This window comes from Agrobacterium sp. S7/73 (assembly GCF_019355535.1).
Taxonomy (GTDB): domain Bacteria; phylum Pseudomonadota; class Alphaproteobacteria; order Rhizobiales; family Rhizobiaceae; genus Agrobacterium; species Agrobacterium tumefaciens.
Genome location: NZ_CP072137.1, coordinates 889,270 through 913,935, shown reverse-complemented (window position 1 = coordinate 913,935; position 24,666 = coordinate 889,270). Strand labels below are relative to the sequence as shown.

Annotated in this window: 26 protein-coding genes and 1 other RNA gene; 19 read left to right on the top strand and 8 right to left on the bottom strand. The window is 58.3% G+C overall.

What is annotated here, in order from left to right:
* The first annotated feature begins 39 nt into the window (after positions 1–39).
* Positions 40–195 carry a hypothetical protein gene (locus J5276_RS19215; protein ID WP_013761835.1) on the top strand — a complete coding sequence of 52 codons (156 nt, stop codon included), beginning with the start codon at positions 40–42 and terminating at the stop codon, positions 193–195.
* Between the two features lie 56 nt (positions 196–251).
* On the opposite strand, the gene J5276_RS19210 is transcribed toward J5276_RS19215, so the two are convergent.
* From J5276_RS19210 to J5276_RS19200, 3 genes are all read right to left on the bottom strand, one after another.
* Positions 252–1,277 carry a class I fructose-bisphosphate aldolase gene (locus J5276_RS19210; RefSeq protein WP_003511414.1) on the bottom strand — a complete coding sequence of 342 codons (1,026 nt, stop codon included), beginning with the start codon at positions 1,275–1,277 and terminating at the stop codon, positions 252–254.
* A gap of 190 nt (positions 1,278–1,467) precedes the next feature.
* Positions 1,468–2,670 carry a phosphoglycerate kinase gene (gene pgk / locus J5276_RS19205; RefSeq protein WP_003511413.1) on the bottom strand — a complete coding sequence of 401 codons (1,203 nt, stop codon included), beginning with the start codon at positions 2,668–2,670 and terminating at the stop codon, positions 1,468–1,470.
* A 68-nt stretch (positions 2,671–2,738) separates the two neighbouring features.
* On the bottom strand, positions 2,739–4,604 hold the full coding sequence (locus tag J5276_RS19200; protein WP_026330715.1) for a potassium/proton antiporter: 1,866 nt from the start codon (positions 4,602–4,604) through the stop codon (positions 2,739–2,741).
* 386 nt (positions 4,605–4,990) lie between these two features.
* Here J5276_RS19200 and J5276_RS19195 point away from each other — a divergent pair, with 386 nt between their 5' ends.
* Positions 4,991–5,257: a hypothetical protein gene (locus tag J5276_RS19195; RefSeq protein ID WP_003511410.1), complete on the top strand. Its 267-nt coding sequence runs from the start codon at positions 4,991–4,993 to the stop codon at positions 5,255–5,257.
* A gap of 200 nt (positions 5,258–5,457) precedes the next feature.
* Here the strand turns inward: J5276_RS19195 and gap are convergent, their stop codons facing one another.
* On the bottom strand, positions 5,458–6,468 hold the full coding sequence (gap, locus tag J5276_RS19190; RefSeq protein WP_003511409.1) for a type I glyceraldehyde-3-phosphate dehydrogenase: 1,011 nt from the start codon (positions 6,466–6,468) through the stop codon (positions 5,458–5,460).
* 62 nt (positions 6,469–6,530) lie between these two features.
* Positions 6,531–8,513, bottom strand: coding sequence for a transketolase (gene tkt / locus J5276_RS19185; RefSeq protein ID WP_065704432.1), 1,983 nt, complete (start codon positions 8,511–8,513; stop codon positions 6,531–6,533).
* Between the two features lie 324 nt (positions 8,514–8,837).
* Between tkt and J5276_RS19180 the strand changes: the two genes are divergently transcribed.
* From J5276_RS19180 to J5276_RS19150, 7 genes are all read left to right on the top strand, one after another.
* On the top strand, positions 8,838–9,110 hold the full coding sequence (locus tag J5276_RS19180; protein ID WP_003511407.1) for a DUF4164 domain-containing protein: 273 nt from the start codon (positions 8,838–8,840) through the stop codon (positions 9,108–9,110).
* An 11-nt stretch (positions 9,111–9,121) separates the two neighbouring features.
* Positions 9,122–9,499: a cell division protein ZapA gene (locus J5276_RS19175; RefSeq protein WP_003511406.1), complete on the top strand. Its 378-nt coding sequence runs from the start codon at positions 9,122–9,124 to the stop codon at positions 9,497–9,499.
* Between the two features lie 78 nt (positions 9,500–9,577).
* Positions 9,578–9,736, top strand: a non-coding RNA gene (gene ssrS, locus J5276_RS19170) — 6S RNA.
* A gap of 234 nt (positions 9,737–9,970) precedes the next feature.
* Positions 9,971–11,233, top strand: a complete 1,263-nt coding sequence (locus J5276_RS19165; RefSeq protein ID WP_003511405.1) for a hemolysin family protein — start codon at positions 9,971–9,973, stop codon at positions 11,231–11,233.
* Positions 11,233–11,814, top strand: coding sequence for a 5-formyltetrahydrofolate cyclo-ligase (locus tag J5276_RS19160; protein WP_035199653.1), 582 nt, complete (start codon positions 11,233–11,235; stop codon positions 11,812–11,814). Before J5276_RS19165 ends, J5276_RS19160 begins: the two co-directional genes overlap by 1 nt.
* Before the next feature lie 105 nt (positions 11,815–11,919).
* A complete protein-coding gene (locus J5276_RS19155; protein WP_003511403.1) occupies positions 11,920–12,744 on the top strand; it encodes a TIGR00282 family metallophosphoesterase in 825 nt (274 codons plus the stop codon).
* Positions 12,745–12,871: 127 nt separating this feature from the next.
* Positions 12,872–13,714, top strand: coding sequence for an MBL fold metallo-hydrolase (locus J5276_RS19150; RefSeq protein ID WP_013761825.1), 843 nt, complete (start codon positions 12,872–12,874; stop codon positions 13,712–13,714).
* A gap of 37 nt (positions 13,715–13,751) precedes the next feature.
* Here J5276_RS19150 and J5276_RS19145 read toward each other — a convergent pair whose 3' ends face one another.
* Complete coding sequence (locus J5276_RS19145; RefSeq protein ID WP_003511401.1) at positions 13,752–14,255, bottom strand: pyridoxamine 5'-phosphate oxidase family protein; 504 nt, start codon at positions 14,253–14,255, stop codon at positions 13,752–13,754.
* Between the two features lie 200 nt (positions 14,256–14,455).
* Between J5276_RS19145 and J5276_RS19140 the strand changes: the two genes are divergently transcribed.
* Complete coding sequence (locus J5276_RS19140) at positions 14,456–15,202, top strand: YebC/PmpR family DNA-binding transcriptional regulator (RefSeq protein ID WP_003497595.1); 747 nt, start codon at positions 14,456–14,458, stop codon at positions 15,200–15,202.
* A 52-nt stretch (positions 15,203–15,254) separates the two neighbouring features.
* On the opposite strand, the gene J5276_RS19135 is transcribed toward J5276_RS19140, so the two are convergent.
* Positions 15,255–16,256: an LLM class flavin-dependent oxidoreductase gene (locus J5276_RS19135; RefSeq protein WP_019564904.1), complete on the bottom strand. Its 1,002-nt coding sequence runs from the start codon at positions 16,254–16,256 to the stop codon at positions 15,255–15,257.
* Between the two features lie 132 nt (positions 16,257–16,388).
* The gene (locus tag J5276_RS19130; RefSeq protein WP_019564903.1) at positions 16,389–18,698 is read right to left on the bottom strand and encodes a methyl-accepting chemotaxis protein; all 2,310 of its coding nucleotides are present in this window, start codon (positions 18,696–18,698) and stop codon (positions 16,389–16,391) included.
* Positions 18,699–18,946: 248 nt separating this feature from the next.
* Between J5276_RS19130 and ruvC the strand changes: the two genes are divergently transcribed.
* The 9 genes from ruvC to tolQ all read left to right on the top strand — a co-directional run bounded on the left by ruvC (position 18,947) and on the right by tolQ (position 24,640).
* Complete coding sequence (gene ruvC, locus J5276_RS19125) at positions 18,947–19,459, top strand: crossover junction endodeoxyribonuclease RuvC (RefSeq protein ID WP_003511398.1); 513 nt, start codon at positions 18,947–18,949, stop codon at positions 19,457–19,459.
* A gap of 31 nt (positions 19,460–19,490) precedes the next feature.
* Positions 19,491–20,108, top strand: coding sequence for a Holliday junction branch migration protein RuvA (gene ruvA / locus J5276_RS19120; RefSeq protein WP_003511397.1), 618 nt, complete (start codon positions 19,491–19,493; stop codon positions 20,106–20,108).
* 126 nt (positions 20,109–20,234) lie between these two features.
* Positions 20,235–21,275 carry a Holliday junction branch migration DNA helicase RuvB gene (ruvB, locus tag J5276_RS19115; RefSeq protein WP_003511396.1) on the top strand — a complete coding sequence of 347 codons (1,041 nt, stop codon included), beginning with the start codon at positions 20,235–20,237 and terminating at the stop codon, positions 21,273–21,275.
* 52 nt (positions 21,276–21,327) lie between these two features.
* The gene (locus tag J5276_RS19110) at positions 21,328–21,546 is read left to right on the top strand and encodes a DUF2945 domain-containing protein (RefSeq protein ID WP_075807662.1); all 219 of its coding nucleotides are present in this window, start codon (positions 21,328–21,330) and stop codon (positions 21,544–21,546) included.
* 37 nt (positions 21,547–21,583) lie between these two features.
* Positions 21,584–22,162, top strand: coding sequence for a DinB family protein (locus J5276_RS19105; RefSeq protein ID WP_035199650.1), 579 nt, complete (start codon positions 21,584–21,586; stop codon positions 22,160–22,162).
* Positions 22,162–22,689: an NUDIX hydrolase gene (locus J5276_RS19100; RefSeq protein WP_013761819.1), complete on the top strand. Its 528-nt coding sequence runs from the start codon at positions 22,162–22,164 to the stop codon at positions 22,687–22,689. The genes J5276_RS19105 and J5276_RS19100 overlap by 1 nt, the downstream gene beginning before the upstream one ends.
* Complete coding sequence (locus J5276_RS19095) at positions 22,686–23,222, top strand: NUDIX hydrolase (RefSeq protein WP_035199649.1); 537 nt, start codon at positions 22,686–22,688, stop codon at positions 23,220–23,222. Before J5276_RS19100 ends, J5276_RS19095 begins: the two co-directional genes overlap by 4 nt.
* Positions 23,219–23,659 (top strand): tol-pal system-associated acyl-CoA thioesterase, encoded by a 441-nt coding sequence (gene ybgC, locus J5276_RS19090; protein WP_003511391.1) that lies wholly within the window; start codon positions 23,219–23,221, stop codon positions 23,657–23,659. Before J5276_RS19095 ends, ybgC begins: the two co-directional genes overlap by 4 nt.
* Before the next feature lie 261 nt (positions 23,660–23,920).
* Complete coding sequence (tolQ, locus tag J5276_RS19085) at positions 23,921–24,640, top strand: protein TolQ (RefSeq protein ID WP_003511390.1); 720 nt, start codon at positions 23,921–23,923, stop codon at positions 24,638–24,640.
* The last annotated feature ends 26 nt before the right edge of the window (positions 24,641–24,666 follow it).

Below are 24,666 nucleotides of genomic sequence, written 5' to 3'. Positions count from 1 at the left end.
AGCCTGTGACGATGCAGAAATAAAGAAAAGGCTCAATAAATGACAAAGGCGATCGGCCTTTTTTTACTGCTGGCGATGATTGTGCAGATCATCCGCCCCTTGGGCCTGCCCGGCCTCAAGAAAAGAGGCGATTGCTGGAAGATAGCGGTTGCCGCCTTCGTCATCTGGTCGGCGACGCTGCTTTTGCGCCCATAAAGAAAAAGCCGCCCAAGGGGCGGCTTCAATTTTTTATAAATGCCTGGGGCTATGCCTCAGGCAGCCTTTTCGAGTTCCTGCTTCCAGTTGCCCTTGGCAGCCAGGGTGTTCATCATCGCGCGGTGTGTGAAAGCACGCTGGCCGGCCGCGACATTTTCCTGCTTACCGCCCCACGCCTTGAGTGCGGTGTCCTGAAGGGCGCGGCCGTACGAATAGGTCAGCGACCAGGGCAGGTCGTAACCGGCATTCATGGCGGAGAGATGTGCCGTCGCCTCTTCGGAGGACTGGCCGCCGGAAAGGAAAGCGATGCCGGGAACGGCAGAAGGCACGGTCGCCTTCAGAACCTTCACGGTCTTTTCCGCCACTTCATCAACGGAAGCCTTGCGGGCATTCTTGCCGTCGATGATCATGTTCGGCTTGAGGATCATGCCTTCAAGGTTGACGCGGGCGTCGAACAAATCCGCGAACACGGTCTGGAGAACCCATTGCGTGACTTCCGCACAGCGATCGATATCGTGCGTACCGGGTTCGCCGTCCATCAGCACTTCCGGTTCCACGATCGGCACGATGTCTGCCTGCTGGCAGAGGGCAGCGTAACGAGCGAGCGACTGGGAGTTTGCCTTGATCGAACCCCAGCTCGGACGCTGATCACCGATGGTGATGACGCCGCGCCACTTGGCGAAACGCGCGCCGGCTTCATGGTACTTGCGCAGGCGCTCATACAGGCCGTCAAGGCCTTCGGTTATGAATTCACCCGGGTGGAAAGCCATCGGCTTGGCGCCGATATCCACCTTGATGCCCGGCAGGCTGCCGGCGGCCTTGATGATGTCCACGAATGGCGTACCGTCGGCGGCCTTCTGGAACAAGGTTTCTTCGTAAAGGATGACGCCGGAGATGCACTTCTTCATGGCGTCGTCGGAGCGGAACAGCATTTCGCGATAATCGCGGCGGGCGGTCTCGGTTGATTCCAGGTTGATGCTGTCGAAACGCTTCTTGATCGTTCCTGTGGATTCGTCGGCGGCGAGCAGGCCCTTGCCGTCTGCAACCATTTTGATTGCGATGTCTTCGAGACGTTCGGTCATTTGCTATTCTCCCAAGGCACAATAAATTCCCGATAACAGAAGTTCCAGGGCAGGGAAATGGCATGCTAACTCATTGAAACGATTGAAATCATTTCAATCGTTTGAAACTTTCCTCCCATGCGCACTTACCAAAAAACAAGGCCGGCCAAGCATCGCTTGTCCGGCCTCGTGTCAGGCAAGTGTGGGAAGTCTACTTGGCGGCGGTCAGGATGGCAACGCCCGGCAATTCCTTGCCTTCCATCCATTCTAGGAAGGCGCCGCCTGCCGTCGAGATATAGGTGAAATCGTCCGAGACTCCGGCATGGTTGAGTGCCGCGACCGTATCGCCGCCACCGGCGACGGAGACGAGCTTGCCGGCCTTCGTGCATTCGGCGGCATGTTTTGCGGCAGCAACGGTTGCCGCATCGAAGGGCTCGATTTCGAAGGCGCCAAGCGGGCCGTTCCAGACCAGCGTTTCCGCGCGCGAAATCCAGGCTTTGATGCTTTCGACCGATTTTGGGCCGACATCGAGAACCATGGCGTCAGCGGGAATGGCGTTGATATCGACGATTTCATTTGCCGCACCGGCCTTGAATTCGCGGGCAACCACGCCGTCTTCCGGCAGTACGATCGCACAGCCGGATGTCGCCGCCTCGATCATGATCTGTTTTGCGGTTTCGGCAAGGTCGTGCTCGCAGAGGGACTTACCGACTTGTGCGCCACGCGCGGCAAGGAAGGTATTGGCCATGCCGCCGCCGATGACGAGGGCATCGACCTTCTTGACGAGGTTCATCAGGAGATCGATCTTGCTGGAAACCTTGGCGCCGCCGACAATGGCGACGACCGGGCGAACAGGCTGGCCAAGGCCTTTTTCCAGCGCCTCAAGCTCGGCCTGCATGGTGCGACCGGCATAGGCGGGCAGATGACGCGCCAAGCCCTCGGTGGAGGCGTGCGCACGGTGCGCGGCAGAGAAGGCGTCGTTCACATAGATATCGCCATTGGCTGCCAGAGCCTCGACGAAGGCGGTGTCATTCTTCTCTTCGCCTTTGTGAAAGCGGGTGTTTTCCAGAAGCAGGATATCGCCATCATTCATTTTCGCGACTGCGTCGGCTGCCGGCGCACCGATGCAATCGGATGCGAAGAAAACGGCGTGATCCAGCACTTCCTCGACCGCAGGCACGATCTGGGAGAGCGACATGTCGGCGACAGGTTCACCCTTGGGGCGACCGAAATGGGCGAGCAGAATGACTTTTGCGCCTTTTTCGGAAAGCTCCAGAATGGTCGGTGCAACCCGCTCGATACGGGTGCTGTCCGTCACTTTGCCATCCGCAACCGGCACGTTGAGATCAACACGGACAAGGACGCGCTTTCCGGCAATATCGTTAAGGTCATCGATGGTCTTGAAGGCGGGCATAGGTCGATCCTGATTTCGTTGCGAGTTCGGGACGGACCATACTATGCCTGATTGCCGACGCAAGCCGGTCAGGCCTCATTTTCTCTTGCCTCGTCTGAAGGCGCGGAAATGCCCTTGCCGGCAGCGGTGGAGCCCGACTGGCGTCGCTGCGCCAGATAAGCGCGCACGCGGCGGAGAATTTCCGAAAAGCTGATAAAGATCGGTAGGCCGATAGCCGGTTCGACCGGCTCAAGCGAAATTCCGATCCCGGTAATCGCCTCATGTTCGTCCAGCGCCCGAACGATGAGAACAATAGAACCAAGGCGCACCCGGTCGGCATAATCTGCCTTGCCAGAAAGGCGCGCCTCGATCAGTTCCGCGATGCTCATGGCATGCTCGTTGGCCGAAATAAGGCCGGGGCCGTAGGCGGCGTCAAGCTCCGTGGCCGGACGCGCGGGAGAGATTGCAAAGATTCCGAAGAAATCGGCGTCGTCATCCGCAACCGGCAGGGCGCTTGCAAACAGCCGGTCGATCAGCCGCGTATAACCGGGCGCGATAAAAAGATAGACGAGATCATTCTCGCGCAGGCGCCCGGCATATTGGTAGCGAATGGATTTGCCATCACGCACGACGAGCGAAGGCATCGCCCAGCGGGGAATTCGCTCGCCCTGCATGATGGCGCTGCCTTTGGCCACGCGGTAGGAAATCAGTTCGTGATTGGCAGTGCCGGGAAGGTCCACTTCCAGTTTGTCGACATCACCCATGCGCGGCGGCACGATCAGCCCGAGCCGTGTTGCCACCGGCTTGATGGTCCAGCCTTGCAGCAGAAGCGACACGAGCACGATGATGAAGGCGGCATTGAAATAGATTTGCGCATCGTCCAGCCCGCCAAGAATGGGCATGATGGCAAGCAGGATGGAAACCGCTCCACGAAGGCCCACCCATGCCACGAAGGAGGTTTCCTGCTGGGTATAGTTGAAGGGCATGAGGCTGAGCCACACCGCAAGCGGGCGGGCGACAAAGATCAGGAAAAGCGCAAGCAGCACGGCCGGAATGGCAATCGCTGGAAATTGCGATGGCGTTGCCAGAAGGCCGAGCATCAGGAACATGATGATCTGGGCAAGCCAGGTCAGCCCTTCATGGAAACGGCGGATGGTCTCCTTCGCAAAAATCCGGCGGTTGCCGGCAACGATGCCCGCCACATAGACCGCAAGAAATCCACTGCCGCCAATAGCGCCGGTGAAGGAGAAGACCAGCAGGGCAAGAGCCAGCACGAAGATCGGCGCCAGCCCGCGGTCGGCAGCGAAACGGTTGACGACTGTTGCGATCATGACGCCGCCGAGCAGGCCGAAAATAACACCGAGACCCATTTCCTCGACGAACAGCAGCAGGAAGCCGGTGTCGATGCCGGCCAGTCCCTGTCCCTTGGCGATGATCTCGACCAGCGCGACGGTGAGGAAAATCGCCATGGGATCATTGGTGCCGGATTCGACCTCAAGCGTTGAGCGGACCTGATCGCGGATATGAATGCCGCCGATGCGCAAGAGAAAGAATACGGCTGCCGCATCCGTAGAAGCGACGATGGCGCCGAGCAGCAGGCCTTCCAGCCACGACAGTCCGAGCAGCAGGGCGGCAGCGCCTGCGAAAAACACGGATGTGAGGATGACGCCGACGGTGGCGAGGGCGACGGCGGGCGCTGCCGAAAGCCGGAAGGATTGTATCGACGTACCGAAACCGGAATCGAAAAGGATGACGGCGAGAACGAGCGAGCCGAGCATATAGGCGAGCGGATTGTTGGTGAACTGGATACCGAGGCCATCCACGCCTGCCGCAAGGCCAATCATCAGGAAGAGCAGCAGGAGCGGTGCGCCGAACCGGAAGGCGATGAGGCTTGAGAACGCTGCGACGAGAACCAGAACAGTTGCCACCAGCAACAGAAGATAAAATGATTCCACGTCCACCGCCTCTTTCAAACCGCGCTGGCCGTCGCAATCAATGCCCTGCACGTTTGCAGTCAATGCGCCACGGGTTGCGGTCTGTCAGCGCTGTTGTGGGTGGCGATGAAAGGCGACGCAAGGCGGGGTGTATCGAATGATACGGCAGGGCCGAAGTGCATTGCGCACGACCGTTGTCCCTGTTCTTCTTGTCCGTTTCAAAGTGGACCAGACGAAGGCAGGAAATGGGATTTTTTTCGGCGCCCGGACGAAACGTTCATGGCGTGTAGCGCTGTGGATGTTTCGCGCAAACAATTCGCATGCCGGCGTTTCGACGTAACATAGAGACAATGCAGCTACGTTAGTTGTCGCGTCCGAGTTGCTTTCACCATGACCGGAGCGATCGGATGAAACGGAAATCCATTACTATATTTATTGCCTTGCTGGCGGTCGGCCCAATTGTTTCGGGCTGTTCTAGCACGGAACAGACGGCTGAAAACATGGCCGCCCAACGCGAGCGTTGCCGGGTGTTTGGTTACCCTGAAGGTTCGCGTGATTTCGCTGACTGCATGATGAAGCTTTCCATGCAGCAAAGCGATTTGAGGCAACAGACTTTCGATACGATCTGGAGCGGTAGCAGTTCGGATCAGATTATCATCAACAACAAGAAATAACGGGTTGTGCAGTTCATCAGACTTGGTCGGTTTGGTCTCATGCGCCTCTTGCCGGGCGATGGTTTTCGATCCGAAACGCCCCGCCTTGCTTCAGGAGCGATACCGGCGGGTCCCTCGTCCCGCCGGCAATTTTTTGGCAAAGAAAAACCGGCAGGATTGCGCCTGCCGGTTTTTCGTAATTCGCGAACCGTGGTGCTTGTTCAGATGGTCTTCGCAAATGCGACGGCCGTATCCGACATGCGGTTGGAGAAGCCCCACTCGTTGTCGTACCAGGAAAGAACGCGCACGAACTTGCCTTCCATGACCTTGGTCTGATCGATCGCGAAGATCGAGGAGTGGCTGTCGTGGTTGAAGTCGCGGGAGACCAAAGGCTCTTCGGTGTAGCCGAGAATGCCCTTCAGCTTGCCGTTGGAAGCGGACTTGATTGCTTCGTTGACTTCCTCAACCGTCGTGTCGCGCTTGGCGATGAACTTGAAATCGACGACCGAAACGTTCGGGGTCGGAACGCGGATCGACGTACCGTCCAGCTTGCCCTTGAGGTGCGGCAGAACGAGGCCAACGGCCTTGGCTGCACCCGTCGAGGTCGGGATCATGGAAAGGGCTGCGGCGCGGGCGCGGTACAGATCCTTGTGCATGGTGTCCAGCGTCGGCTGGTCGCCCGTGTAGGAGTGGATCGTTGTCATGAAGCCGTGATCGATGCCAACGACGTCATCGAGAACCTTCACAACTGGCACGAGGCAGTTGGTGGTGCAGGACGCGTTGGAAATGACCAGATGGTCTTTCGTCAGCTGATCGTCGTTGACGCCGAAGACAACCGTGAGGTCAGCGCCGTCAGCAGGAGCGGAAACGATGACGCGCTTGGCGCCTGCCGTCAGGTGGGCAGCGGCCTTGTCGCGGGCGGTGAAGATGCCGGTGCACTCGAGCGCGATGTCGACACCCAGTTCCTTGTGCGGCAGCGTTGCCGGATCGCGAACGGCCGTAACCTTGATCGGCTTGCCGCCGCCAACGATGATCGTGTCGCCTTCGACCTTCACATCTGCCGGGAACTTGCCGTGGATCGAATCGTAGCGCAGCAGGTGGGCGTTGGTTTCAACCGGGCCGAGGTCGTTGATGGCAACGACTTCGATATCGGTGCGGCCGGATTCGACGATGGCACGCAGAACATTGCGGCCGATGCGGCCAAAGCCGTTAATGGCAACTTTTACAGTCATTTATAGTCTCCCGAACAAGATATGTGCTTGGTCTTTGCGGAATGTGAGGGCTTGGGAAGCCCTCATGCAAGTTTTGCCTCGACTGCGGCGACGACAGCTTCCGCCGTGATGCCGAAGTGCTTGAAGAGATCCTTCGCCGGCGCGGACGCACCAAAGGAATGCATGCCGACGAAAGCGCCGTCGGAGCCGATGAAGTAATCCCAGCCCTGGCGGATGGCGGCTTCCACCGCAATTTTGACCGGAGCCTTGCCGATGATGGCGTTGCGGTAGGTTTCCGGCTGTTCCTTGAAGAGCTCGAAGCAGGGAACGGAAACGACGCGGGCGGAAACGCCCTTGTCCTTCAGCGTCGCTGCAGCCTTGAGCGCTACTTCCACTTCCGAGCCGGATGCAAAGATCGAAACCTTGGCATCGCTTGCGGATACGAGTTCGTAGGCGCCGTAAGCGGAAAGGTTCTTTTCTTCGTATTCCTTGCGCGAAGGCGCAAGGTTCTGGCGGGTGAGCGCCAGTGCCGAAGGACGATGCTTCTGCTCAAGCGCCAGCTGCCAGCATTCCGCCGTCTCGGTTTCATCCGCCGGGCGGAAGACGAGCAGGTTCGGGATGGCGCGCAGCGCGGCGATCTGCTCCACCGGCTGGTGGGTCGGGCCGTCTTCGCCGACGCCGATGGAATCATGCGTCAGAACGTGGACGACGCGGATGCCCATCAGGGCAGCCAGACGGATCGACGGACGGCAATAGTCCGAGAAGATCAGGAAGCCGCCGGCATAGGGAATGAGACCGCCATGCAGTGCGATACCGTTCATCGCTGCTGCCATGCCGTGTTCGCGGATGCCGTAATGCAGGTACCGGCCGGAGAAGTCCGTCGGCGTGATGGACTTCATCTGGCTGGTCTTGGTGTTGTTGGACGGCGTCAGGTCGGCCGAGCCGCCGATCATTTCCGGCAGGATGCCGTTGATGACTTCAAGCGAGTCTTCCGAGGCCTTGCGGGTCGCAACGGTCGGGTTGTTCTCGATGATCTTCTTCTTGAAGGCATCGATCGCGCTGTGGAAGTTGCCGGGCAGATCGCCGGCGAAGCGGCGCTTGAATTCGGCCTTCTTGCCGGCTTCAGTGGCTTCGAGACGGGCTTCCCAGTCCTGACGGGTCTTGGTCGAGCGCAGGCCGGCGAGACGCCATGCATCCAGCACGTCTTCCGGAATGACGAAAGCTTCGGCTTCCCAGTTGAGGCTCTTGCGGGCGGCGGCGATTTCTTCGGCGCCCAGCGGGTTGCCGTGAACCTTGTGGGTACCCTGCTTGTTGGGTGCGCCGAAACCGATCACGGTCTTGCAGGCGATGAAGGTCGGGCGGTCGGATTTATGTGCAGCTTCGATCGCGGCGGCAATCGCATCCGGATCATGGCCGTCGACGCGTATGGTGTTCCAGTGAACAGCCTGGAAGCGGGCGATCTGGTCGGTGCTGTCGGAAAGGCCAACTTCACCGTCGATGGTGATGTTGTTGTCATCCCAGAACAGAACGAGCTTGTTGAGCTTCAGGTGGCCGGCAAGCGCGATGGCTTCATGGCTGATGCCTTCCATGAGGCAGCCGTCACCACACAGCACATATGTGAAGTGGTTCTGCAGATCGGAGCCGAATTCTTCTTCCAGCTTGCGTTCGGCGATTGCCATGCCAACGGCGTTGGCGATGCCCTGGCCGAGCGGGCCGGTCGTCGTTTCGATGCCGGTCGCGTGGCCATATTCGGGATGGCCGGCGGTCTTGGAGCCGAACTGACGGAAACGCTTGATCTCGTCGATAGTCATGTCCTCGTAGCCCGTCAAATAGAGCAGCGAGTAAAGCAACATCGAACCATGGCCCGCAGACAGCACGAAGCGGTCACGATCCGGCCACAACGAGCTCTTGGGATCGAACTTCAAAAAGCGGGTGAAAAGAACAGTGGCGACATCAGCTGCGCCCATCGGCAGGCCGGGATGGCCGGAGTTGGCCTTCTCTACTGCATCCATGGCAAGAAAGCGGATTGCATTGGCCATCCGGTCGTGTTTGTCGCGAGAAATCATGGCTTTTCCGTCTGTTTCCGGGTGAAGGGAGATAGTTTTACGCAACTATCCAAAAAGCGGGTTGATCCATAGCAGGTGAGGCAGGCAAGTCAATAAATCCACGGGCAATTGCGGTTCTCTCAAGGATAAAAATCGTTTAGCAAAACGGGTGTCTCGAGAAAAATCGTGCGATATGTGTCGCCGTTTCCTCGTTCATCCACAGAGCAAAACGCCTCAATGCACTGGTTTGATTGACGTGATGATAAATCGGGTAATAACCTCTTGGATGTTGAAAAGGCCTGAAACCGGACGATTCGGCCGGTTACTTGCGAGTTGGAAAAAACGATGTCGGCTGAGAAGACCGTACAATCTGCGGTGACGGAGCTGAGCGCTGCCATCACAAATCTCGAAAATGCCATCGATATGCGTATCGAACGGCAAAGGGAGACGGGCGAAATCGATAACGAGGTCAAGCGGGTCCATGTCGATCGCGCAAGGCTCGCGCACGAGCTGGACCAGGCCGAGTTTCGCGCCAATCGTCTCGAAGAAGTCAACCGCGAGGTTTCCCGCCGTCTGGTGACGGCGATGGAGACGATTCGCGCGGTGCTGGATCGATAGGGAGCGGTTTCATGGCGCAAGTTACTGTTATGATCGACGGCAAGGCCTACCGCATGGCTTGCGAGGCAGGGCAGGAAGAGCACCTGACCGATCTCGCTACCCGTTTTGACCGTTATGTGGGGCATCTAAAGAGCCAGTTCGGCGAAATCGGTGATCTGCGATTGACCGTCATGTCGGGCATCATGGTGATGGACGAACTTTCCGAGCTCAACCGCAAGATCGAAAAGCTGGAGGGGGAAATAGCGTCCCTTTCTCGCAACCGCGACGGTATGGCCGAACACAAGGCAAGATCGGACGAGATGGTTGCCGTTGCCATCAGCGATCTGGCCGACCGTCTGAACGGTATTACCGAAAAACTCCTGGCGCGGCCAAAGCCTGCGGCGCATTGATCGCCGGCAAAGCTTTCCAGCAACAAAATTCGTTCGTGGCCCTCTGGTGGTTTGGTTGGATACGTCCTATATCTAAGAGGCGTTCTGCGCTTCCCGACAGGAACCACAATCCCTGGGGCCATACTCGATCCAAAGGGAGCTGTCCCTGGCCAGTCCCGTGGGGCTGGACACATGGCGCCCACCTACATTTGTAGGCACCCAGGATCGTAAATCTCCATCGGTCGCCGTGGATCGCACTTGAAGTTTCGGGTCACTCCCCGATTCTTCTTCTGACTCATATAGTGTCGACAGTTATTTTTCATTGCTGCCGGAGACGGCTTTTTTATGCTGCTGTCATTGCAATGGCGGAACAATTCCCTATTATCTCAATTGGTATGTCTGTCATGCCCTTTTTTTTGAAAGAGGGCGCTGCGGCCAAAACCGCGACGTGCCGTTCAACAGCCCAAAGAGCTAAACTTGTTTACTGAAATTATGATCGTGGTCCTGCTCACCGTATTGAACGGTGTGCTTGCCATGTCCGAGCTTGCCGTTGTCTCCTCCAGACCGGCGAGGCTCAAGGTGCTTGCCGCGCACGGCAGCAAGGGCGCCACGATGGCGCTCGGTCTTTCCGAAAATCCCGGACGCTTTCTTTCCACGGTGCAGATCGGCATCACGCTGGTCGGCGTTCTCTCCGGTGCGTTTTCCGGCGCCACCCTCGGCGCCCGGTTCACGGCATGGCTGTCGGTGCAGGGCGTCCCTGATCGGGTTGCCGATGCGTTGGGCGTGGGCTCCGTGGTCGTCGCCATCACGTATTTGTCGCTGATCGTCGGCGAACTGGTGCCGAAGCAGATTGCGCTGCGCGATCCGGAAAAGATCGCTGCCCGTGTTGCACCCACCATGGTGATGCTCTCTAAGGTCGGCGCGCCGCTGGTCTGGTTTCTCGACAAATCCGGCAAGGCCATCCTTGCGCTTCTCGGCCATAGCGGCACGTCCAATGCATCGGTCACGGATGACGAAATCCGCACGGTTCTGGCGGAAGCTCATAGCGCCGGCGTCATCGAAACCGAGGAATCGGCGATGATCACCAGCGTCATGCGCCTTGCCGACCGTAATGCCCGTGGCCTGATGACGCCGCGCCGCGACGTGGAAGTCGTCGATATTGAAGACAGTGCGGAAGAAATCCGTGTTCAGCTTCGGGAAACGCAGCGTTCCCGCCTGCCCGTGCGCAACGGCGCTTCCGATGAAATTCTCGGCGTGCTTTTCGCCAAGGACGCTTTCGATGCGCTGGCATCCGGCAAGGAGCTGAATGTGCGCGAGCTTCTGCGCGAAGTTCCCGTCGTCTCGGATCTGACGAGCGCTGTCGATGTCATCCAGTCATTGCGCCGTTCCACCGTGCATATGGTGCTGGTCTATGACGAATACGGCCATTTCGAAGGTATCGTCAGCTCTGGCGACGTCCTGGAAGCAATCACAGGTGCCTTCCAGGAAGACAATGACGAGGAGCCGGCGATCGTCGAGCGCGAGGACGGTTCGTTCCTCGTTGCCGGCTGGATGCCCGCCGATGAGTTCGCTTACCGCATGGGCTTCCAGATCGACGAAGACGCCGAGTTCGAGACCGTTGCCGGTCTGGTGCTTGACGAGTTCCGTCGCCTGCCGGAACTGGGCGAACACATCACCCGCAACGGCTGGCGTTTTGAGGTCATAGACCTTGATGGACACCGTATCGACAAGGTGCTCGTGAGCCGGGCTGCCTGATGTCTGGCGACATCGCCGAAAAAGCAAGGCTGCGCGGCGAAAGGCTTGCCGCGCGTGATGCGTTGCCACAAGCCGAGCGTCAGCAAAAAAGCGAGGCGATGACGGCATATGGTGCATCTGCCATTCCGTTCTCGCCAGGTGCCGTTATTTCCGGTTTCATGCCCATCCGTTCAGAGGCCGATATTCGGCCGCTGATGGAGGCACTGCGGACAAGAGGCGGGCGCCTCGCCCTTCCCGTTGTGCTGAACCGGGAGACCATCGTTTTCCGCGCCTTTGATGCGGATGCACCGCTGGTGAAGACGGGCTTCGGCACGACCGGTCCGGCGGAGGACGCAGAAGTTCTCGATCCGGATATTCTGCTCGTCCCGCTCTCCGTCTTTGACGGGCAGGGTCAGCGTATCGGTTATGGCGCGGGTCATTATGATCGCGCTATTGCGAGATTGCACAGCAAAGGCCGAGCCCCCGTTCTCATCGGCGTCGCATTTGATTGTCAGGAAGTGCCATCCGTGCCGGCGGAGCCACATGACGTGCCGCTTCAGGCGGTTCTGACGGAGAGTGGCTTGCGCTGGTTTTCGGCGTAGCCGTTGATGACCGGTCGGAAAAAGGCGCTTTAGCACTTTTTAAAAGATGGATTACCCGTTAGAGGGGACGGAATTTAGGAACATGCGCAAGATCGGGGCGGGTGAATGAGGCTTCTTTTTCTCGGAGATATGGTTGGCAAGACCGGACGCACGGCTGTCTGGGACAGGTTGCCCGGGCTTATTTCCGATCTGAAGCTCGATTTCGTCATCGTTAATGGCGAAAACGCCGCCGGTGGTTTCGGCATCACCGAGGATATCTATCTCGAAACCATCAATGCCGGTGCGGATGTGGTGACGACCGGCAACCATGTCTGGGACCAGAAGGAGGCCGTTTCCTTCTGCGAGCGCCATGACCAGTTCCTGCGGCCAGCCAATTATCCCGATGGTACGCCGGGCAAGGGCTCGGGCATCTTTTACGCCCGCAACGGTGCGCGTGTGCTTGTCGCCAACATCATGGGCCGGGTCTTCATGCATCCGGAACTGGACGATCCCTTCAAATCGGCGGAGAACATTCTCGCTGCCTGCCCGCTGAAGGAGCAGGCCGACGCCATCATCTTCGATTTCCACGCGGAAGCGACGAGCGAAAAACAGTGTTTCGGTCATTTCGTTGATGGACGTGCAAGCTTCGTCGTCGGCACCCACACCCATGTTCCGACTGCTGACGCCCAGATCTTGAACGGTGGCACGGCCTATATGTCGGACGCCGGCATGTGCGGTGACTACGACAGCTCGCTTGGCATGGAAAAGGAAGAGCCGATCAACCGCTTCATTTCCAAAATGCCGAAGGGCCGTTTCGAAGCCGCCAGTGGACCTGCGACGATCTGCGGCGTCGGCGTCGAGATTTCCGACCGGACCGGCCTTGCGGAAAAGATCGCACCGCTGCGAATTGGCCCGAGGCTCTCCGAAACCCTCCCGTCCTTCTGGGCGTGAGCTTTCGGCTTCTAGCGCTCATCATCCGTTCACAATGACGAGATCGTGAGCGTTCCGCCGCTGTTGGCGCTGGACGCCCTGCAAAACCTGCCTCATCTTCCTTTCTTCGCAAGTTCGAGGGAGTGGCATGATGCTGCGCGTGCTAATGCTTGCAATGGCCGGACTGGTTGCGTGCGCGGGAGCGGCCTTTTCCCAGGCTGGAAGCCGCCCTCCCGTCAGCCAGTGCCAGGCAATCGCCCGCAACATTCCCGGCGTCATGTTCGCCAGCTTCAAACCGGCAGGTGCCCAGCTGGCGCAGGCCACGGCTAAGGAAGAGGTGAAGATCAGCTTCATCGGCCATTCCACCTATCTCATCGAAAGTCCTGGCGGCGTGACGATCGCCACAGATTATAATGGCGTCTATCGCCCACCGGTCACGCCGACAGTGGTGACGATGAACCGGGCGCATATGACGCATTTCACTCTTAGTCCGGATCCGGCCATTCAGCATGTGCTGCACGGTTGGAGCGATACGCCCGGAGAAAAGGCCGAGCACAAGCTTCTGGTCGGTGATGTCTATATCCGCAACGTCGCGACTGACATTCGCAACCGCTGGGGCGATTACGAATCCTTTCAGGAAAACGGCAATTCCATTTTCATCTTCGAGGTTGCGGGGCTGTGTATCGGCCATCTCGGCCATCTGCATCACGAACTGACGGACAAGCATTATGCCGAAATCGGTCGTCTGGATGTGCTGATGGTTCCAGTGGATGGTGGTTTGACGATGGGGGCCGACAGCATGAGCCGCGTGGTCAAGCGCCTGCGCTCCGCACTGATCTTGCCCATGCACCGCACCGGGCCGCCGTTGGAGCAGTTTCTGACGATGTTTGGGGAAAGCTTCCAGATCGCCTACGCAAAAGATGCGATCATCCGGGTCTCAATGAGGAACCTTCCCCGCCAGCCGCAGATACTGGTGCCAAAAGGCATGTAGTAAAGCGACCGGCGAGGAAAGTCGGGGGAGTCGTATCTCAGGCGAAGGCGAGGTGCTGGCGAACGCCGACATCAGGCATTTTATCGTCGGACATATTGGCCTTGGCGATTTCCCAGCCGAATTTTAGCGTGCTGTCAGTCGAGGCCCAGATTTCCGCGTCGTCAACATGCAGCGCCAGCATCGTCAGTTGCGGATCGCTCTTACCGTGCTCGTACCAGGCTGCGGTTACGGAGTTCCAGTATTCTTCGATCTTTGTCCTGTCGTCGCGCGCCTCGAGCACACCCGAGAGGCAGGCGTGATAATCATGGTCCTTGCCGACGACACAAAAATGCGCCCGCGAACCCGGCTTCAGCGTTTTGACGAGATCGGTGTCTTTCTTGGAGAAAAACCAGATCGTGTTGGTCTTGGGGTCGGCGTGCGGTGCCATCGGCTGCATATGATTGTGCAGGCCCTCGAGGCCAAGCATGCCGGCATGGACCGAATTGACCTCATCCCAGAGCTGGCGGGCAGGGTTTTCTCTTGCTTCAGTCAGGCTGACCATGTGTTTCCTCCGTTGGGTTTGCTGCGGCGACCGGGAGGGTGAAAAATGTCCCGCTCTTCCGCTTTCATTGTCAAAACGAAAAGCGGATAAATCAGTTCCTTATATTCTTGCGGCCAAGAGAAAGCGCTTGCGGGCTTGAACGGCGGGCATATCGCACTTATAAGGCCCGCAATCTCCAAATTAAGACAATCAGGTTTTCCATGGCTGGTCATTCACAGTTCAAGAACATCATGCACCGCAAGGGCAAGCAGGACTCCGTTCGGTCCAAAATGTTTTCCAAGCTTGCGCGTGAAATCACCGTTGCGGCAAAGGCGGGCATGCCCGACCCGAACATGAACGCGCGCCTGCGCCTGGCAATTCAGAACGCCAAGGCCCAGTCCATGCCGAAGGACAATATCGAGCGCGCGATCAAGAAAGCTTCCGGTGCAGACAGCGAAAACTACGATGAGGTCCGTTACGAGGGTTACGGCCCGGGTGGCGTCGCGGTCGTCGTCGAGGCCTTGACCGACAACCGCAACCGCACCGCCTCCAACGTCCGCTCCATCTTCACCAAGGCTGGTGGCGCACTCGGCGAAACCGGATCGGTTTCCTTCTCCTTCGACCGCGTCGGTGAGATCACTTACAAGGCCGAAGTCGGCGATGCCGACAAGGTCATGGAAGCGGCTATCGAAGCTGGTGCCGACGATGTCGAATCTTCTGAGGACGGTCACACCATCATCTGCGGTTTCGAGGCGATGAACGAGGTTTCCAAGGCGCTGGAAGGCGTGCTCGGCGAAGCTGAAAGCGTCAAGGCCATCTGGAAGCCGCAGAACACGGTGCCGGTGGATGAGGAAAAGGCGCAGTCGCTGATGAAGCTCATCGACAATCTCGAAGACGATGACGACGTGCAGAGCGTCTATTCCAACTTCGAAGTTTCGGAAGAAATTCTCGCCAAGCTTTCCGCCTGACGGTTCAGACTAAAAAAAGCCCCGGCAGCGTCATCGCTCCGGGGCTTTTTGTTTAGGCGGCCTTCCTGATGGAGGTCCGCACATCGGCGAAGATCTCCACGGATCGCAGCCGTTTTTCGATATTGTGGATCGGCATCGAGACGATCAGTTCGTCGGCCTGCGTTTCGGCGAGGAAGCCGTCGAGGTGGCGTCCGATTGTTTCAGGCGAGCCGACGGCGGCGAAACGCAAGGTATGTTCCACCGAAAAACGCTCCATCTCGTTCCAGTGGTCGTCCATGCTGTGAACCGGCTTGGGGAACGGGACGCGTACATTGCGGCGCAGGTTGACGAATTGCTGCTGTGACGAGGTGAAGAGATATTGCGCTTCCTCGTCGGTATCGGCGCCGACTCCCATCACTCCAACCATCACATAGGGCTTGTCCAGCGTCGCAGAGGGCTGGAAGCGCTCGCGATAGATATGGATCGCCTCCATCAGCATGTCAGGCGCAAAATGCGACGCAAAGGAATAGGGCAGGCCGAGTGCCGCTGCCAGATGCGCGCTATAGGTGCTTGAGCCAAGCAACCAGAGCGGCACGTGCGAATTCATGCCGGGCACGGCAAGGATCGCCTGATCCTGCTGGGGCTGGCCAAGGTACTGCTGGAGCTCGATGATGTCGTGCGGGAAGTTCTCCGCACCGGCATCAAGATTGCGGCGCAGCGCCCTTGCCGTCCGCATATCGGTTCCCGGCGCGCGGCCAAGTCCGAGATCGACCCGGCCAGGCAACAGTGCCGCCAGCGTGCCGAATTGTTCGGCAATGACGAGCGGGGAGTGGTTAGGCAGCATGATGCCGCCTGAACCGACGCGAATATGTTTCGTGGCGGCACCAACATGGGCGATCACGAGCGATGTGGCTGCGCTCGCAATACCAGGCATGCCATGGTGCTCCGCAAGCCAGATGCGGTTGTAACCGTGGTCTTCAGCCTTGATCGCCATGCGGCGAGAATTTTCAAGCGCCTGGCTGACGCTCTCGCCTTCGCCGATTGGCGAAAGGTCGAGAATGGAAAAGGGGATCATCCAACGCTCCTACACAAATTCTGTCTTTGATGCGGATGTAAGGCGCGTGTCCCGATTTACCATAGAAGTCGCGCAGAATTGAAGGATGGTTCAAAAAAATTGGGGCCTCGAAAGAGGCCCCTTTTCATTTTTTTAGCCCGCTCGACGGAATTGCCGGGTTTCGCGATGGTCTGGAGGTTGCCGGTCGGAAGCGAGCACGAATTGTCCGAGCCTGCCGTCCATCTCTCCCGCCTCGGAAGCGAGATTGTGAATGGCCGCCGTCGTCTCCTCCACCATGGCGGCGTTTTGCTGGGTCATGGTGTCGAGACTGGTGACGGTGCTGTTGATTTCAGCAAGCGTATGCGCCTCCTCGCGGGTGGATTCCATGATCTCTTCGATGCGGGAACTGATGGTCTGCACGTGCTTGCCGATGCCGGTTAGCGAGGCCCCCGCCTTTTCGACCAGTGCCACGCCGGTGGAAACCTCGTCGGTGGAGCGCTTCAGCAGGCTGGTGATTTCTTTTGCGGCGGCGGCCGAGCGTTGTGCCAGCTCGCGCACCTCCTGCGCCACAACGGCAAAACCCTTGCCGGCCTCGCCCGCACGCGCGGCTTCCACACCTGCGTTCAGGGCGAGAAGGTTGGTCTGGAAGGCGATTTCATCGATAACGCCGATGATCTGGTTGATCTGGCGCGACGAGGTCTGGATCGCTTCCATGGCGGCGATGGTCTGCTCCATGACGTGGCTGGACGCAGTGGCCTGCGTACTGGCGTCGCGGGCGATCCGTGTTGCCTGTTCGGCACGTTCGATCTGGTCGCGGACGGCTTCGGTGATTGCCTTGATGGCGCTTGCCGTCTCGGTAATGGAGGCGGCCTGCCGTTCAGTGCGCTCAGCGAGCTGGTCTGCACCTACCCGCATTTCCTCCGAGCCGCCGCGAACGGCGGCGGAATTGCCGCCGATGGCCTGCATGGTCTCGCTGAGCCTTGCAAGCGCCGTATTGAAGTTGTGGCGCAGACTTTCAAGATCGTCTGGGAAGACAGTCTCAATGCGATAGGCGAGATTGCCGCTTGCCAGTCGATCCAGCCCTTCGTCAAGAGAACGCACGACCATTTGCAGCGTGCCGGCCTCGGCCTCTCGTTCCGCAAGATGTGCGCGGCGTGCCGTTTCGGCTTCCTCGCGCGTGCGGGACGTGGTCGCTTCCATTTCCCGCTGCAAAATGAGTTTTTCACGGAAACTGCCAAGCGCGCGCGCCATGCGGCCGATCTCGTCCTTGCGGTCCTGATTGCCGATCTCGGCATCGAGACGGCCTGCCGCCACTTCGCCAGTCAGCCCGGCCAGCTTCTCCAGCGGTGCGAACAGGCGCCGTGCAAAAAAGGCGGTTGCCGCGCACATGGCTGCCAGAACGCAAAGGCCGATGACGGCTAACGTGCCGGCAATCGAAATGGAACCGGCGTTCAACTCGCTGCGCAACATGCTTTCCACCGCGAGGTATTTTTCACCGGCAAACGAGAAGGCGCGGGCATAGGCATTGGCTTCGCCGTCCGGACGGTTGATCTTGGCAATCGTCATGCCGGACGTATTAAGTGCTTGTGCATGGAAGGCATAGATTGCCGGATTAAGGCTGACGAGACCGTTGCCATCCACGCCCAGAACCTTGCCATCGGCGGAAACGATCGCGGATTGTTCGGAGCTGCCGGCGGAGATGCCTTTCGCGAGGATCTGGCTGAAGACCTCTTGTTTGACGCGGAAGAGAACGATGCCCTTGAACGCACCGAATTTGACTACCGGAATACCGAAATAGATGCCGGCCTCTTTAGTCGCGGCGTCGATGCGCAGACCGGAGAAACTCGTCTGCGCCACGTCGTTCACGGCTTTTCCTGCGTTGGTGGCTCCGCGCGCAAAAGCAGCCCCAAGGCCGCTATCCGCCCAGGCGCCACCCGTGACGGTTTCCCCGAAAGCCGGTCCTTTCAGATAGGAGTAATAAACCGTGCCGGCCGGATCGATGAATAGAACATCGCTGAATGGGGTTCCCTTGAGGTAGCCGCCGATATCCGTCTGGGTTTTTTCATGGGTGGAATAATAAAAGCCGCTCGGATTTTCGGGCTTGATGAGCTTTTCTTTCTCTCCGTAGGGGTTCTCCTTGACGAAGACGCGTTGCAGTTCCGCCTTTGCGTCGCCGGAACTCTTCTGCACGGTGCCCCAGCCGCTGCGCATGGAAACTACCGCCATTTGCAGGGATTCGATCTTGGCGATGGAATCCGCCTGCGTTTCAAGCTGCTCAAGGCGTTCCTGCAGCATATCGCCCCTGAAGACGAGAATGCTCTCCATGGATTTCGACGCCTGTTCCTCGAGAACGCCGCTGCTGCTTTGATAGCCGAGAAGCGTGAGAGCCCCGGTCGAGATCGTCATCAGCGCAAGGAAAATCACGAGCACTTTGGTGGATATGGAATGAAAACGGTTCAGCATGGCCGATGCAGCCCTTAATGCCGTATCACTTCCCGCACCATGCATTGATGGCGCCACCGGATGGCTGATATGGCGAAAATATTGCGCTGCGGATCATCATGTCCGCAGCTCCCCTTTTTTGATTTTGTGCGGGAACAATGCGGTACGCGGTTTAAGCAGAGGTAAATGCTGCACTGCAAATTTGATCAATGTTGTCGTTTTGTTCACTTATCGCTGGCAGGGTCGCAGCCGAAAAGATAGGGTGGCTTATGCAAAAGACGATTCGAATCATCGGTATCGACCCCGGGTTGCGGCGCACCGGATGGGGTGTCATCGAAACCTTCGGCAACAGCCTTCGGTTTGTCGCTTCCGGCACGGTGACATCGGATGGTGATATGGATCTCGCCTCCCGCCTGTGCCAGCTGCATGATGGGCTGGCGGATACTGTTCACAGCTATCAACCCGATGAGGCGGCGGTGGAGCAGACGTTCGTAAACAAGGATGCTGTCGCCACGCTGAAGCTCGGTCAGGCGCGCGGCATTGCCATGCTGGTTCCGGCGCGGGCAGGGTTGCCTGTTTTCGAGTATGCGCCGAACGCGGTCAAAAAAGCCGTCATAGGTGTTGGGCACGGCGAAAAGCAGCAAATCCACATGATGCTGAAAATCCTGATGCCGAAAGCAGAATTCAAGGGTAACGATGCGGCGGACGCCTTGGCGATCGCAATCTGCCACGCCCATAATCGCGGCGGCGACAGGATGGCGCGGCTATTGGCAGCCGGTTGAATATTGAAGTCTCATTGCAGCGGGCGGCATCATGATCGGAAAACTTAAAGGCACCATCGAGGAAATCGGCACGGACTACGTGCTGGTGGATGTGCACGGCGTTTGTTACGTCGCCTATTGCTCGGCGCGCACACTCTCAAAAATAGGTTCCGCTGGTGAAGCGGTCGTCCTCTTCATCGAAACCTATGTGCGCGAAGACCAGTTGAGGCTGTTCGGCTTTTTGTCGGCACTTGAGCGGGAATGGTTCAATCTGCTGCAGAGCGTGCAGGGGGTCGGTTCGAAAGTGGCGCTGGCCGTCTTGTCTACCCTGTCGCCTTCTGAACTCGCCAATGCGATAGCGCTGCAGGACAAGGTGATGATTTCACGTGCGCCGGGCGTAGGGCCGAAGGTGGCGGTGCGCCTCGTTACCGAGCTTCGCAACAAGGCGCCTGCCTTTGCAGGAGAAGCTTCGGCTTCCATCGGACTCAAGCAGGAACTTGGCGAGGGTGTGGCCTCCGCGCCGGTGGCGGATGCCGTGTCGGCGCTCACCAATCTCGGCTATTCACGCGATCAGGCCGCAAATGCCGTTGCGGCCGCGCTGAAGAACGGCGGGGAGGGCGGCGACAGTGCCAAACTCATCCGGCTCGGCCTGCGCGAACTTTCACGCTAAGCTGCGCGCAGCAAGCGAACGAAGCCGGGTGCGATGCTGAATTTCGTGAAGCGCCTTCGTGCGACAGTCGTGATATAGCGGCGAAGACCATCTCTTGAATTGGTTTAGAACAATGGAATGCCCTCTATGAGCGATGCGGACAGACTGATTTCGGCGGACAAGCGCGGTGAAGATATCGACACCACAATGCGCCCGCAGTCGCTGGACGATTTTACCGGCCAGGCCGAGGCTCGCGCCAATCTCAAGGTGTTTATCGAGGCGGCAAAGAACCGTGGCGAGGCGCTGGACCATGTGTTGTTCGTCGGGCCTCCCGGTCTCGGCAAAACCACGCTGGCGCAGATCATGGCAAAGGAGCTTGGCGTCAACTTCAAGTCCACCTCCGGACCAGTGATCGCCAAGGCTGGCGACCTTGCCGCACTTTTGACCAATCTCGAGGAGCGCGATGTGCTCTTCATCGATGAAATCCATCGTCTCAACCCGGCAGTCGAGGAAATTCTCTATCCGGCAATGGAGGATTTCCAGCTCGACCTCATCATCGGTGAGGGGCCTGCGGCCCGCTCGGTGAAGATCGATCTTTCCAAGTTCACCCTCGTTGCCGCGACCACGCGTCTTGGTTTGTTGACAACGCCGCTGCGCGACCGCTTCGGCATTCCTGTCCGTCTGGCCTTCTACACTGTCGATGAGCTGGAGCTGATCGTTCGGCGCGGCGCGCGGCTGATGGGTCTGAACATGACCGACGATGGCGCACGCGAGATAGCAAGGCGTGCACGCGGCACGCCGCGCATCGCCGGACGGCTCTTGCGCCGGGTTCGCGATTTCGCTGAGGTGGCACGGGCGGAAGCCGTCACCCGTGAGATTGCCGACGAAGCGCTGACGCGGTTGCTTGTCGACAAAATGGGTCTCGATCAGCTGGACATGCGCTATCTGACCATGATCGCGGTCAATTTCGGCGGCGGCCCTGTTGGTATCGAGACCATCGCCGCTGGCTTGTCGGAGCCGCGTGATGCGATCGAAGACATCATAGAACCCTACATGATCCAGCAGGGTTTCATCCAGCGCACGCCGCGCGGCCGCGTTCTGACCGGCACTGCCTGGAAACATCTGGGCATGCAGCCGCCTAAAGATCTCGAGGCGGCGCAATTCCGGCTGACGCTGGAAGAGGATTGAGGGAACAAGCCCGGCGCTTTCGCATTTGATTTTCTTTGGTCAGGAAATGATGATGTCTGGATATCGCAAGGGTACGAAGGTTCGCTGGAAATGGGGCAACGGAACCGGCGAAGGAAAAATCGTCGAGACGTTTACTGATGATGTCGAAAAAACGATTTCCGGTTCCACGATAAAGCGCAAGGCTAGCAAGGACGAACCCGCTTATCTCATCGAGCAGGAAGATGGGGCGAAGGTTCTGAAGAGCAAGTCCGAGCTTGAACACGTCGATTGAAAAGCGGCGTTATCAGGCTCCATGAGAAGGGACGTCGATGGCCTACGATCCGATGCGGGTTTTCCGCAAACTCGCGCGCAACAACCGGCTGGCTAATTTAAGGCTGCATCAGGCTTGTCGTCAGCTGTTGCAGGAGGAATTCGTGGCCGCTCGCGTCAGCTTCTTTCCAACCCTTCGGGCCACCCTGAACCACATCTACACCGTTGACCTGTTTTATATCGACGCGATTAAAGGCGGGACGCTCGGCCTTGCCGCTTTTGAAGAGGAAGAGCCTTTCGCCACCATGGCGGAGCTGCATGCTGCCCAAGCGAAACTGGACGAAGAACTGATCGATTTTGTCGACATGCTGGATGAAGACGGCCTCGCTGCCATCGTCAATATCCATCGTGGAACACGCATCCAGCAGGATCGCTGCGACGATGTGTTGTCCCATCTCTTCCAGCACCAGACGCATCATCGCGGGCAGGTGCATGCCATGTTGTCCGGCACCATGATCAAGCCGCCACAACTGGATGAATTCATTGTGGGAGACGACGCAAAGGCGAGAAAAGCCGAGATGGATGCGTTAGGGTGGACGGAAACCGATTTGATGTTTCCAGCCAGCAGGTTCAGTTAATGATACAAGACACCACGGTGCAGGACACCCGTATCCGCATGAAATTCAAGCCGAAACGCATTTTCCAGATGCGCGTTGCGGGGCTGGCGTTTCGGGATGGCCACGTGTTGGTGCACCGCGCGTCCCATGAGAAATTCTGGACCTTTCCAGGTGGTCGCGCCGAAATGGGCGAGCGTTCCGAAGAAACGCTGGCGCGCGAAATGGTCGAGGAACTTGGTGTCGAAGCGAAGGTCGGGCGGCTTCTATGGGCGGTCGAGAATTTTTTCCATTATGAGGGTAAGGAGTGGCACGAACTCGGTTTCTATTACCTGATGGATTTGCCGGAGACCCTTGCCTTTCACCCGACGGATATCATTCACCGCGTTCAGGATGGCGATAACGAGCTTGAGTTTCGCTGGGTCGCTGCGACCCGTGATGCATTGACCGAACTCGATATTCCGCCCTATTTCATCGCGGATGAAATAGAACACCTGCCTGAGACCACAAGACACCTTGTCTGGTATGACGGCGACCTGGACGCCAAATGACTTCTGCCCCTGAGCGCCATATGATCCGGCTGGACCGCAAGCCGCAGCTGTTCAGCATGCGTGTGGCGGCGTTGATTTTCCACGACAACTATCTTCTCGTCCAGCGTGGCGCCAAGGATAGCTATTGGGCCCTGCCGGGCGGGCGGGCGGAAATCGGTGAAAGCTCAGAGCAGACCATCATCCGCGAGATCGGCGAGGAGCTTGACCGGGATTGCGCCGTCGAGCGTCTTCTCTGGTCGGCGGAGAATTTTTTCGCCTATGATGATTATGTCGCGCATGAATTGGCATTTTATTATCTGGTTTCGCTGCGCCAGCCTTTGCCGTTCCATGAAAGCGATATAGTGCATCGCGTGCTGGATGGCGTCGAGGTGGAGTTCTGCTGGCTGCCCGCGCAGCCTTCCGCGCTGCTGGAACACGATCTCAGACCCCGTTTCATTGCTGAGCGCATCGCGATGCTGCCTCAGCGCCACGAGCATCTTATCGTCCGCGAAGGTCGTTCAGGTGCGGCCGAACTTTCCAAGGAGATATCATGAGCGAGCTTGTGGTTTCGCTTTCCGGCGAACTCATCGAACATGGGCACCGCCTGACCCAGCGGGTCTATTACGAGGACACGGATTTTTCCGGCCTCGTTTATCACGCGCGCTATCTGCATTTTCTCGAGCGCGGTCGAACCGACTACCTGCGTTGCCTCGGCTGCGAGCAAAGCGCACTCCTGACCGCCGACGAGGAGGGTCTCGTTTTCGTCGTCCATCGTATGGAGATCGATTTCAAGAGCCCGGCCCGGATGGATGATGTGTTGACGATCACCACCCTTACCGAAAAGGCCGGGGGCGCAAAAATGGTGCTCAATCAGGAAATCCGGCGCGGCGAAACGCTCCTTGTTGCCGCCAAGGTCATCATCGCCGTCATCAATGCCAATGGCCGGCCAAGGCGCCTTCCGGAGACGGTGGCCGAAAAATTCCTGAAGTAAGTTCGGGGCTGGTCCAGTAAATCCATCAGACGTGGCGCGGTTGTAACACTCCTTTAACCATAATGGTGTCTTACTTTAGCAACTGGCATTTGTGCGGCGCACGCCTTCCTTTCACCAAATTTATTGGCAAGTAAGGCTTACTGGCAAGTATCGGGGTATGGCAAAGGGGTTTGCGGCTGTTGCTGCATAGCTTCGAGCGTTAACACGCGTTTGAATCGCCCGGTCCCGTACCGGGCGTTTGGATTCGGGGATTGGATATTTATGGAACAGGCAGGTTTGGCAGCGGCGACGCACGATGTAAGTCTCTGGGCGCTGTTTATGCAGGCGGGCCTCATCGTGAAGTTCGTGATGATTGGACTTATCGCCGCCTCGGTCTGGACGTGGGCGATCGTCTTCGACAAATACGTAAGCTTCGGCAAGGCAAAGCGCCAGTTCGACCAGTTCGAACAGGTCTTCTGGTCTGGCCAGTCGCTCGAAGAGCTTTACCGCACTCTGGCAGAACGCCAGAATGTTGGTCTCGCGGCAATTTTCGTTTCCGCCATGCGGGAGTGGAAGAAATCATTTGAACGCGGCGCCCGTTCACCCATCGGTCTGCAAATGCGTATCGACCGGGCAATGGACGTGACGATTGCTCGTGAAGGCGAACAATACGAGGCCCGCCTCGGTTCGTTGGCGACGATCGGTTCTGCCGGTCCGTTCATCGGCCTCTTCGGTACGGTCGTTGGTATCATGACCTCGTTCCAGGCGATTGCCGGTTCGAAGTCCACCAACCTTGCGGTCGTGGCGCCGGGTATCGCCGAAGCGCTTCTGGCAACGGCCATCGGTCTTGTCGCGGCTATTCCGGCGGTTATCGCCTACAACAAGTTCACGGCTGACGCGCACAAGCTTTCCGCTCGTATGGAAGGTTTCGCCGACGAGTTCTCCGCGATCTTGTCGCGCCAGATCGATGAAAAACTTCAGACGCGGCAGGCAGCCCAATAAGCGCGCCGCGCAGTAATTTGCCGCAA

Bases quoted from the DNA above. Each gene is read 5' to 3' on its own strand.
- J5276_RS19215 (WP_013761835.1), top strand. From the start codon at position 40: ATGACAAAGGCGATCGGCCTTTTTTTACTGCTGGCGATGATTGTGCAG.
- J5276_RS19210 (WP_003511414.1), bottom strand. From the start codon at position 1,277: ATGACCGAACGTCTCGAAGACATCGCAATCAAAATGGTTGCAGACGGC.
- pgk (WP_003511413.1), bottom strand. From the start codon at position 2,670: ATGCCCGCCTTCAAGACCATCGATGACCTTAACGATATTGCCGGAAAG.
- J5276_RS19195 (WP_003511410.1), top strand. From the start codon at position 4,991: ATGAAACGGAAATCCATTACTATATTTATTGCCTTGCTGGCGGTCGGC.
- gap (WP_003511409.1), bottom strand. From the start codon at position 6,468: ATGACTGTAAAAGTTGCCATTAACGGCTTTGGCCGCATCGGCCGCAAT.
- tkt (WP_065704432.1), bottom strand. From the start codon at position 8,513: ATGATTTCTCGCGACAAACACGACCGGATGGCCAATGCAATCCGCTTT.
- J5276_RS19180 (WP_003511407.1), top strand. From the start codon at position 8,838: ATGTCGGCTGAGAAGACCGTACAATCTGCGGTGACGGAGCTGAGCGCT.
- J5276_RS19175 (WP_003511406.1), top strand. From the start codon at position 9,122: ATGGCGCAAGTTACTGTTATGATCGACGGCAAGGCCTACCGCATGGCT.
- J5276_RS19165 (WP_003511405.1), top strand. From the start codon at position 9,971: ATGATCGTGGTCCTGCTCACCGTATTGAACGGTGTGCTTGCCATGTCC.
- J5276_RS19160 (WP_035199653.1), top strand. From the start codon at position 11,233: ATGTCTGGCGACATCGCCGAAAAAGCAAGGCTGCGCGGCGAAAGGCTT.
- J5276_RS19155 (WP_003511403.1), top strand. From the start codon at position 11,920: ATGAGGCTTCTTTTTCTCGGAGATATGGTTGGCAAGACCGGACGCACG.
- J5276_RS19150 (WP_013761825.1), top strand. From the start codon at position 12,872: ATGATGCTGCGCGTGCTAATGCTTGCAATGGCCGGACTGGTTGCGTGC.
- J5276_RS19145 (WP_003511401.1), bottom strand. From the start codon at position 14,255: ATGGTCAGCCTGACTGAAGCAAGAGAAAACCCTGCCCGCCAGCTCTGG.
- J5276_RS19140 (WP_003497595.1), top strand. From the start codon at position 14,456: ATGGCTGGTCATTCACAGTTCAAGAACATCATGCACCGCAAGGGCAAG.
- J5276_RS19135 (WP_019564904.1), bottom strand. From the start codon at position 16,256: ATGATCCCCTTTTCCATTCTCGACCTTTCGCCAATCGGCGAAGGCGAG.
- J5276_RS19130 (WP_019564903.1), bottom strand. From the start codon at position 18,698: ATGCTGAACCGTTTTCATTCCATATCCACCAAAGTGCTCGTGATTTTC.
- ruvC (WP_003511398.1), top strand. From the start codon at position 18,947: ATGCAAAAGACGATTCGAATCATCGGTATCGACCCCGGGTTGCGGCGC.
- ruvA (WP_003511397.1), top strand. From the start codon at position 19,491: ATGATCGGAAAACTTAAAGGCACCATCGAGGAAATCGGCACGGACTAC.
- ruvB (WP_003511396.1), top strand. From the start codon at position 20,235: ATGAGCGATGCGGACAGACTGATTTCGGCGGACAAGCGCGGTGAAGAT.
- J5276_RS19110 (WP_075807662.1), top strand. From the start codon at position 21,328: ATGTCTGGATATCGCAAGGGTACGAAGGTTCGCTGGAAATGGGGCAAC.
- J5276_RS19105 (WP_035199650.1), top strand. From the start codon at position 21,584: ATGGCCTACGATCCGATGCGGGTTTTCCGCAAACTCGCGCGCAACAAC.
- J5276_RS19100 (WP_013761819.1), top strand. From the start codon at position 22,162: ATGATACAAGACACCACGGTGCAGGACACCCGTATCCGCATGAAATTC.
- J5276_RS19095 (WP_035199649.1), top strand. From the start codon at position 22,686: ATGACTTCTGCCCCTGAGCGCCATATGATCCGGCTGGACCGCAAGCCG.
- ybgC (WP_003511391.1), top strand. From the start codon at position 23,219: ATGAGCGAGCTTGTGGTTTCGCTTTCCGGCGAACTCATCGAACATGGG.
- tolQ (WP_003511390.1), top strand. From the start codon at position 23,921: ATGGAACAGGCAGGTTTGGCAGCGGCGACGCACGATGTAAGTCTCTGG.